The following is a 7,658-nucleotide window of genomic DNA, read 5'->3' on the forward strand; positions in this document are numbered from 1 at the left end:
AACTGTGAGGGGTACTGAACAGTTACAAAATATCATACAGGCATGAGGTGATATCAGCCGGAGAGGATGAAAGGAGAAACGTATGGATTTTTACATAAAACGCGGACAGAAATACCGGATCAGGATAAGCGACAAGGAATCCGATGCGGTAAAAATTGCGGCTTCCAATCTGGAAAAGGATTTGGAAAAGGTTCTGGGAGGAGGACTGCAGGGCGATGAGGACGCACAGGAAGCCGTTCCGGAAGTGGACTCCGCGGAAAATTATTCCGAAATCCGTATCGGAACAATCGGAATGTGTGAGGACATTGACAGAATTGCCGGAAACCTCCTGCGGGATGAAAAAGGCGTACTGATAAAGGAAGCGTATCTGCTCTGTGTCCGGGAAGGAAGGCTGATCATTGCGGGCAGCGACAGAAGGGGAACGATTTACGGCATCTATGAATTCTGTGAAAAAATCGGCGTTTCGCCCTGGTATTTCTGGGCGGATGTACCGGTGAAGGAAAAGCAGGAAATCCGTCTGCCGGAGGATTTCCTCAGGACGGATCACCCTTCCGTGGAATACAGGGGGATTTTTATCAATGATGAGGAAGAGCTGGAGGCCTGGGTAAAGAAGCACATGGGCGAGGAAACCATCGGCGTGAAGACCTATGAAAAGGTGTTTGAGCTGCTTCTTCGGTTAAAGGCAAACTACATATGGCCTGCCATGCATGTCAATTCCTTCAACAGTAAACGGGAAAACGGCGCGCTGGCGGAACGCATGGGCATTGTGGTGGGAACCTCCCATTGCGATATGCTGATGCGTTCCAACAATCGGGAATGGCGTCCCTGGATAGCAAAAAAGGGATACCAGGATGCGGTTTACGACTATTCCGTACCAGGAAGAAACCGGGAAATCCTGCAGGAATACTGGCGGGAGAGCGTGGAGCAGAATCAGGATTTTGAGGTCTGCTATACGCTGGGGATGCGCGGCATCCATGATTCCGGCTTTGAGACGAGGGGGCTGGAAAACAAAAGCGAGGAGGAAAAACGGCAGGCCAAGGTGGAGCTTCTGGAAACCATTATCCGGGATCAGCGCAGTATTTTAAGGGATACGCTGGGCCATGATACGATGATGACCTTTATTCCATATAAAGAGGTTCTGGATCTGTATGACCACGGCCTTGAGGTGCCGGAGGATATGACGCTTGTCTGGGCGAACGACAATTACGGCTATATCCGCAGATACCCTTCCGAAAAGGAGAAAAAACGCAGCGGAGGTAACGGTATTTATTATCATAATTCCTATTGGGCGCCCCCGAGCATGTCCTATGTGTTCCTTTGCTCCATACCGCTGGCCCATACGAGAAATGAGCTGCAGAAGGCTTATAATGAGGGAATCCGCAAGCTGTGGGTGCTAAACAGCGGCGCCATGAAGCCGCTGGAGCAGGAGATTGAATTTTTCCTGCGCCTGGCCTGGGAAATCGGCAGTGAAAATGCGCTGACTGAGGATGTGGACGCTTATGTGGCGGACTGGATCGACCGTAATTTTGAGGGTGGCATCGGGAAAGAGGTTTCAGCGCTCCTGAATGATTTTTCCCAGCTTACCAATGTAAGAAAGCTGGAAAATATGGACTATGATGCTTTTTCCCAGACTGCCTACGGAGACGAGGCCGTAGTGCGTATCCATAAATATGAGGAGCTTTTTACCCGCGGAAACGCTATTTACGAAGCGCTTCCCGAAAAGGAAAAGGACGCCTTTTTCCAGCTGGTTCTCATGCGTATCCATGCGGGGTATTTTACGAATCTGCAGTTTTATTATGGCGACAGGAGCACACTTGCGTACAGGCAGGGAAAAATGCAGGCCGCCGCATATTATACGAAGAAATCCATGCAGTTTGACGATGCCAGGAGGAAGATGCTTCTGTACTATAATAAGGTGATGGCGGATGGAAAATGGGACGGCATCCTGAACCCGGAGGGCTTCCCGCCGCCGCGCGCCGCGCAGATGCCTGTTTGTACGCCGCCGCTTTCTATCGGAGAGCGGGGAATGCTGACGCATTTATGGAACGAGGAAACGGAGCTTGTGTTCAGGAAGCCCGGCGTAAAATGGCTGGAGCTGGGAAATGCGGGACAGGGAAGCTTTGATTTTTCCATAACCGCGCCGGACTGGATGACTTTGTCTGAAAACAGCGGAAGCGTGCGGACGGAAAAAAGGATTCTGGTCAGGGTGGAGGACTGTACCGCCGCCAGGGAAGGGGAGATTCTCGTAAAGGATCTTTCGGACTGCAGCGAGGTGAGGATTCCGGTAAAAACAGAGCCTCCGGCACAGGTCTGTGAAAATACAGAGGAGGACGGCTGTATCTGCGTGCAGGCCGTTTCGGCGCAAAGTACGGTTTCTTCCCCTTACTTTCACGTCATAAAGCGGCTGGGCAGATGCCGGGGGAGCCTTATGGAGGCCGTCAGGGAGGACAGTGGTTTTTCGGCGCCTCTTTGTTATCAGGTGTATGCCGCCAGTGAGGGGGAATTCCTGCTGGAGCTTCACCGGTTCCCGTCGCTGGATTCCACCGGCCGGATCAGGATAGGTGTTTCCGTGGACGAAGGGCCGGTGCGGATACTGGAATCGTATTCCAATGACGAGTGGCGTGGAAACTGGAAGAAAAACGTGCTTAACAATGTGGATCGCCTGTATCTGTCCCTCCCGGCGATGAAGGCCGGCTTACACCGGATTTCCCTGTATGCGGTGGATAAATATTTTGCTTTTTCCGGATTCGTGATTTATACGAAGGAGAGAAAGGAAAACAATCTGGCAGGGATTACCGGAGCGCAGGAGCTTCCCTGGGACTGGGACGCGGACCGGTGGACGGAGGATTTTTACGGGAAGCTGACGCTTAAGCCCCGGCCGGTGGAATACGCCCCGGCGGAATGCGGGGATGACGGGCTGGCGGTGACAAGCAGGATCCTGTACCCGGAACGGTATGCCAAGACGGTGGAGCCGGGCTTCTTTTTACAGGAAGGGGAGCATCCGTTTGCGGAAAATAACGGCAGCATCCGGATTGATGCGGCGGCGGCTCTGGCGCAGAGCAGGTTTGCCCACGCGGACGGAGGGCTATGGCAGCACTGCAGCAGTGAATCCTATGGGCGCAGCGGGCTGGCCATGTATGTCAGGACACCGGGGCTGTCATGGAAGGAGCCGTCCGAAGCGCCTTCCCTCAGTTATCAGCTGGAGTGTGAAGGCGGGGAATACACCGTCTGGATGCTGTCCAAATTCGATGTGATGGAAGAGGCTTATTTTGCCATGGGAGTGGACGGACATCCGTTAGCCAAAGAAGAATTGTACCGGGGCGGGGCGCTGCACCGTTATGAGGCGGAGCAGATTTACAGATGGGTCCCTGCGGCCAGATGCCTGTTAGAAAAAGGCAGCCACACGCTACAGGTGTATTCCATGGCGTCAGGCATGCGGTTCGACCGGTTTTATCTGACCAGGGGGGAAGAGCTTCCGCCGTCTGATGCGCAGTGGCCTGTATGAGGGGAGTAACAGGGCAATAGTCTGAAATCACACAAAAAAAGCCGTTCCGTGCAGGTGAACCGGTTGGTCCGCCGCACGGAACGGCTTTTTTTGCAGCAGGAATGAACTGAAAAGACGTCCTGACGCAAGATCGTGTTTGAAAAATGCTTTCTGCCGGCTGCTGCCGCATAAGTCAGATGTTTTCCCGGATACGGATGTCCACCGTCGTATAATGGTATTCTTTTTCCGGTTTTTCCCCGGTGGTAAGGCAGGAGAACATTAGATCTAAAGGCCTGGTGCCCTGAATGAGGGGCTGCTGGCAGATGGTGGCGGCGATGACTCCCTGAAGCACCATATCCCTTGTGGTGGGAACCTTATCGCAGGAAATGATGGTAATGTCGCGCCGCCCGGAAGCGAGCACCGCCCGGCAGCCGCCGTATACGCCGCCCGCCGCAAAATAAAGGGCGTTAATTTCCGGATGCTCCCCAAGCAGCCGCAGCGTGCCGTCATAGCTTTCAAATTCATCGTCGCTGTTTTCAATCGTATCCACGATGTGGATGCCAGGATAATGTGACTGCACCCGGTCCCTGAAGCCCGCAATCCGGTCCGTATGGCAGAGTACCTTGGAGGAACCGCTGATAATTCCCGCATAGACCTCCCCGTCCGACATCAGATGCATCAGTCCCGCGGCGGTTTCCCCGGAACGGTAGAAGTTGCAGCCCACGTAGGCCAGGCGGGCGGAGTTTTCAATATCCGTATTGGTGGTGATCACGGGGATGCCTTTTTCACTCAGCTCATTGATCTTGCCGGCAATGAGCGGATCGTTATAGGGGGAAAGCACGATGCCGTTCACGCCCTGGGCCGCCATCCTGTCCATGGCGTCCAGCTGGGCCTGCAGGTCGAAGCCCACGCGTGAAATGAGGACGGAGCAGTTATATCCGCCAAGCTCTTCCGCCTTTTTATTTACCCCTTCTATCACATCATTAAAAAACGGATTTCCCGTATCGAACAAAATTACCCCGATTTTCAGGTTCTTTTTCTGTGCGGCAAGCACGATGCCGGCCCTGTTCGGTTTATAATCAAGCGCCTGGGCTATTTCCAGTACCTTCCGGGCCGTCTTGGGATTTACCGCCCCGCGGTTATTCAGGACCCGGTCAACCGTTCCCCTGGAGACTCCGGCCAGCTCGGCAATTTCCTTAATCGTAGCCATGCCTGGTTCACCTCTGATTTCTTTTTTATTCCCGCGGGCAGAACCAGGTAGCCATGCTTGCATGGATATTTGGCGACTGCCGCGAGGGTCAAATGCCCCGCTGCTCTGCAGCGCTGCAAATTTGATACCCCGTTGCTTGCAGCGGGGGCTTTGATTATTTCTGCTGGCGGCGGGTTAAACGGTGAATTCATAGAAAAACGAATAGTTTCCCGTCTGCCGGACAGGACGCCTGCGGCAGACGCCCGGCAGAAATGTTCCGGATTCTTATGGCAATGTAAATTCCGGTTATCCGATAGTTGTATGCAACCTTGCAGTTACACTTTCCATAACCGTAACATAATAAACGTGCAAAGTCAATTTTCAAAGGGGGAAAATCGTGTGCGTGCAACACGAAACAGCAGATTATACAAAAGAGGATGTCAAAAGGCCGCAAAAAACAAGGTGGATTGTATATTTTAACGAATTTGACAAACCCCATTGATTTTTGGGAGAAAATCATTTATTATGAAAGTAACGTGCACGGGCACGTAAGAACGGACAAAAAACAGGCGGCATGCGGGCAATTGCTTTTGGGGAAGCCGGAAGGCTGGCTGAGGCGCCGCATTGAAAGCCGCATTTAAGAAGGAAAGGACGGGAGGCGCGGTATGTTATACATAGGCGTAGATCTTGGGACATCGGCGGTCAAGCTTTTGCTGATGGACGAAAAGGGAGCGATTAAGAAGATTGTTTCAAAGGAATATCCTTTGTTTTTCCCTCATCCGGGCTGGTCTGAGCAGAAGCCGGAGGACTGGTTTGAGCAGACCATGGCAGGCCTGAAGGAGCTGGTTGCGGAATGTGACAAATCACAGGTGGCGGGCATCAGCTTCGGCGGACAGATGCACGGACTGGTAATTCTGGATAAGGAGGATCAGGTCATCCGCCCGGCCATTTTATGGAATGACGGAAGGACCAGTGAGGAGACGGATTATCTGAATCAGGTAATCGGCAAGGATAAGCTGTCCGAATATACGGCGAATATTGCTTTTGCAGGCTTTACCGCGCCGAAGCTTCTCTGGGTGAAGAACAAAGAGCCTGAGAATTTTGCCAAAATAGAAAAAATCATGCTTCCCAAGGATTACCTTGCATATAAGCTTTCCGGCGTACACTGCACGGATGTATCCGATGCTTCCGGCATGCTGCTGCTGGATGTGAAGAACCGCTGCTGGTCGGAAGAAATGTGCGAAATCTGCGGCATCCGTAAGGAACAGCTGGCGCAGATTTTTGAAAGCTATGAGGTGGTGGGAACACTGCTTCCCGAAATCGCACAGGAGCTGGGGCTGCCCGGGAATGTAAAGGTGATTGCAGGAGCCGGGGACAACGCGGCTGCGGCTGTGGGAACCGGAACCGTGGGCGACGGCATGTGCAATATTTCCCTGGGAACAAGCGGAACGATTTTTATTTCCTCCAGAAGCTTCTGCGTGGACAGCAACAATGCGCTGCACGCGTTTGCCCATGCGGACGGGAAATACCATCTGATGGGATGCATGCTCAGCGCGGCTTCCTGCAACAAGTGGTGGATGGATGATATCATCGGCACAGGCGATTATGCGGCGGAGCAGGCGGCCATTACAAAGCTGGGAGAAAACCATGTATTTTTCCTGCCTTATCTGATGGGAGAGCGTTCTCCCCATAATAACCCCAATGCAAGAGGAACCTTCATCGGCATGACCATGGATACCACCAGGGCTGATATGACGCAGGCTGTTCTGGAAGGCGTTGCTTTTGCACTGAGGGATTCCTTTGAGGTTGCCAGGTCTCTGGGAATACATATTGAAAGAACCAAGATCTGCGGCGGCGGAGCGAAGAGCCCTCTCTGGAAGAAGATCATGGCGAACGTGCTTGGCATTAAGGTTGACATGATTGAAAGCGAAGAAGGACCCGGCTACGGCGGAGCGATTCTGGCGGCTGTGGGCTGCGGAGAGTTCGCAAGCGTGGAGGAAGCCGCAGACAAGCTGGTGAAGGTTGTGGGAACCGTGGAGCCTGATCCGGAGCTGACTGCGAAATATGAGGAAAGATATCAGCAGTTCAGACAGATTTATCCTGCCTGCAAAGAACTGTTTGACAAGATTATTTAATAAATTCCCGGCTGTGGGCAAAGCCGCGCAGGGATGTTCTCAATGCTGATAATGCCGGCTGATTCCGGCTGAATCTAAAAATGGACTGAACAAAAGAAAGGAGAAGAGGGATGGAAATTAAGAAAGTAACGGACGCCGCTTTCCGGAAATACGGAAGGGTAGTGGACAATGTGGATTTTACGGCTCTGGTTGCAGAACTGGAAAAGACACCCTGTACACAGGAAGTTGTTTATGAGCCAAGCGTGGAACAGCTGGAGGCTCTTCCTGTATACAAGGAGCTTCAGGATACTGCCTATGGGGAAATGCCGATCCAGATCGGCTTCTGCAACGGCAATAATTACAAGCTGAACGCGCTGGAGTACCACAGATCCTCAGAGATCGACGTGGCGGCTTCCGATCTGATTCTGCTGCTTGGCTGGCAGCAGGATATCGAAGAGGGCTATACTTACGATACCTCTAAGGTGGAAGCTTTTCTGCTTCCTAAGGGTGTGGGCGTGGAGCTTTATGCAACAACACTTCACTATGCGCCCTGCAACAGCACGGAGGAAGGCTTCCGCTGTGCTATCGTTCTCCCCGACGGAACCAATCTGCCGCTGGATGAGAACCACTGTGCAGGCGGCGAGGATGCGCTGATCACTGCCAAGAACAAATGGCTCATCGGACATGCCGAGGGCGGCCTTCCCGAAGGATGCCATATCGGCCTGAAGGGTGAGAACATCTGTGTAAAATAAGCCAGTTTTTAGTGCGGCCTATGGCCGCGAAAGGAGAGGATGGGACACGTTGTGTCCCACCGGAGAAGCAAAAGACGCTTCTCCCCTGATTTTAGTGCGGCCTATGGCCGCGAAAGGAG

4 protein-coding genes are annotated in these 7,658 nt (G+C 52.8%); 3 read left to right on the top strand and 1 reads right to left on the bottom strand.

Annotation, left to right across the window (positions count from 1 at the left end; genetic code table 11):
* The first annotated feature begins 82 nt into the window (after positions 1-82).
* The gene (locus tag HMPREF1548_RS26360; protein WP_021639860.1) at positions 83-3,505 is read left to right on the top strand and encodes a glycosyl hydrolase 115 family protein; all 3,423 of its coding nucleotides are present in this window, start codon (positions 83-85) and stop codon (positions 3,503-3,505) included.
* Between the two features lie 172 nt (positions 3,506-3,677).
* On the opposite strand, the gene HMPREF1548_RS26365 is transcribed toward HMPREF1548_RS26360, so the two are convergent.
* Entirely contained in the window at positions 3,678-4,694 is a 1,017-nt protein-coding gene (locus HMPREF1548_RS26365; RefSeq protein WP_025491398.1) for a LacI family DNA-binding transcriptional regulator, read from the bottom strand.
* A gap of 644 nt (positions 4,695-5,338) precedes the next feature.
* On the opposite strand from HMPREF1548_RS26365, the gene xylB reads away from it, so the two are divergent.
* Positions 5,339-6,808 (top strand): xylulokinase, encoded by a 1,470-nt coding sequence (gene xylB / locus HMPREF1548_RS26370; RefSeq protein WP_021639864.1) that lies wholly within the window; start codon positions 5,339-5,341, stop codon positions 6,806-6,808.
* 110 nt (positions 6,809-6,918) lie between these two features.
* A complete protein-coding gene (locus tag HMPREF1548_RS26375) occupies positions 6,919-7,539 on the top strand; it encodes a DUF4867 family protein (RefSeq protein WP_021639865.1) in 621 nt (206 codons plus the stop codon).
* Positions 7,540-7,658 lie beyond the last annotated feature (119 nt).

It is taken from the genome of Clostridium sp. KLE 1755, from assembly GCF_000466465.2.
Classification (GTDB): domain Bacteria; phylum Bacillota; class Clostridia; order Lachnospirales; family Lachnospiraceae; genus Eisenbergiella; species Eisenbergiella porci.

What these genes read in the sequence shown, in the direction of transcription:
- HMPREF1548_RS26360 (WP_021639860.1), top strand. Translation starts at nt 83, where the DNA reads ATGGATTTTTACATAAAACGCGGACAGAAATACCGGATCAGGATAAGC.
- HMPREF1548_RS26375 (WP_021639865.1), top strand. Translation starts at nt 6,919, where the DNA reads ATGGAAATTAAGAAAGTAACGGACGCCGCTTTCCGGAAATACGGAAGG.
- HMPREF1548_RS26365 (WP_025491398.1), bottom strand. Translation starts at nt 4,694, where the DNA reads ATGGCTACGATTAAGGAAATTGCCGAGCTGGCCGGAGTCTCCAGGGGA.
- xylB (WP_021639864.1), top strand. Translation starts at nt 5,339, where the DNA reads ATGTTATACATAGGCGTAGATCTTGGGACATCGGCGGTCAAGCTTTTG.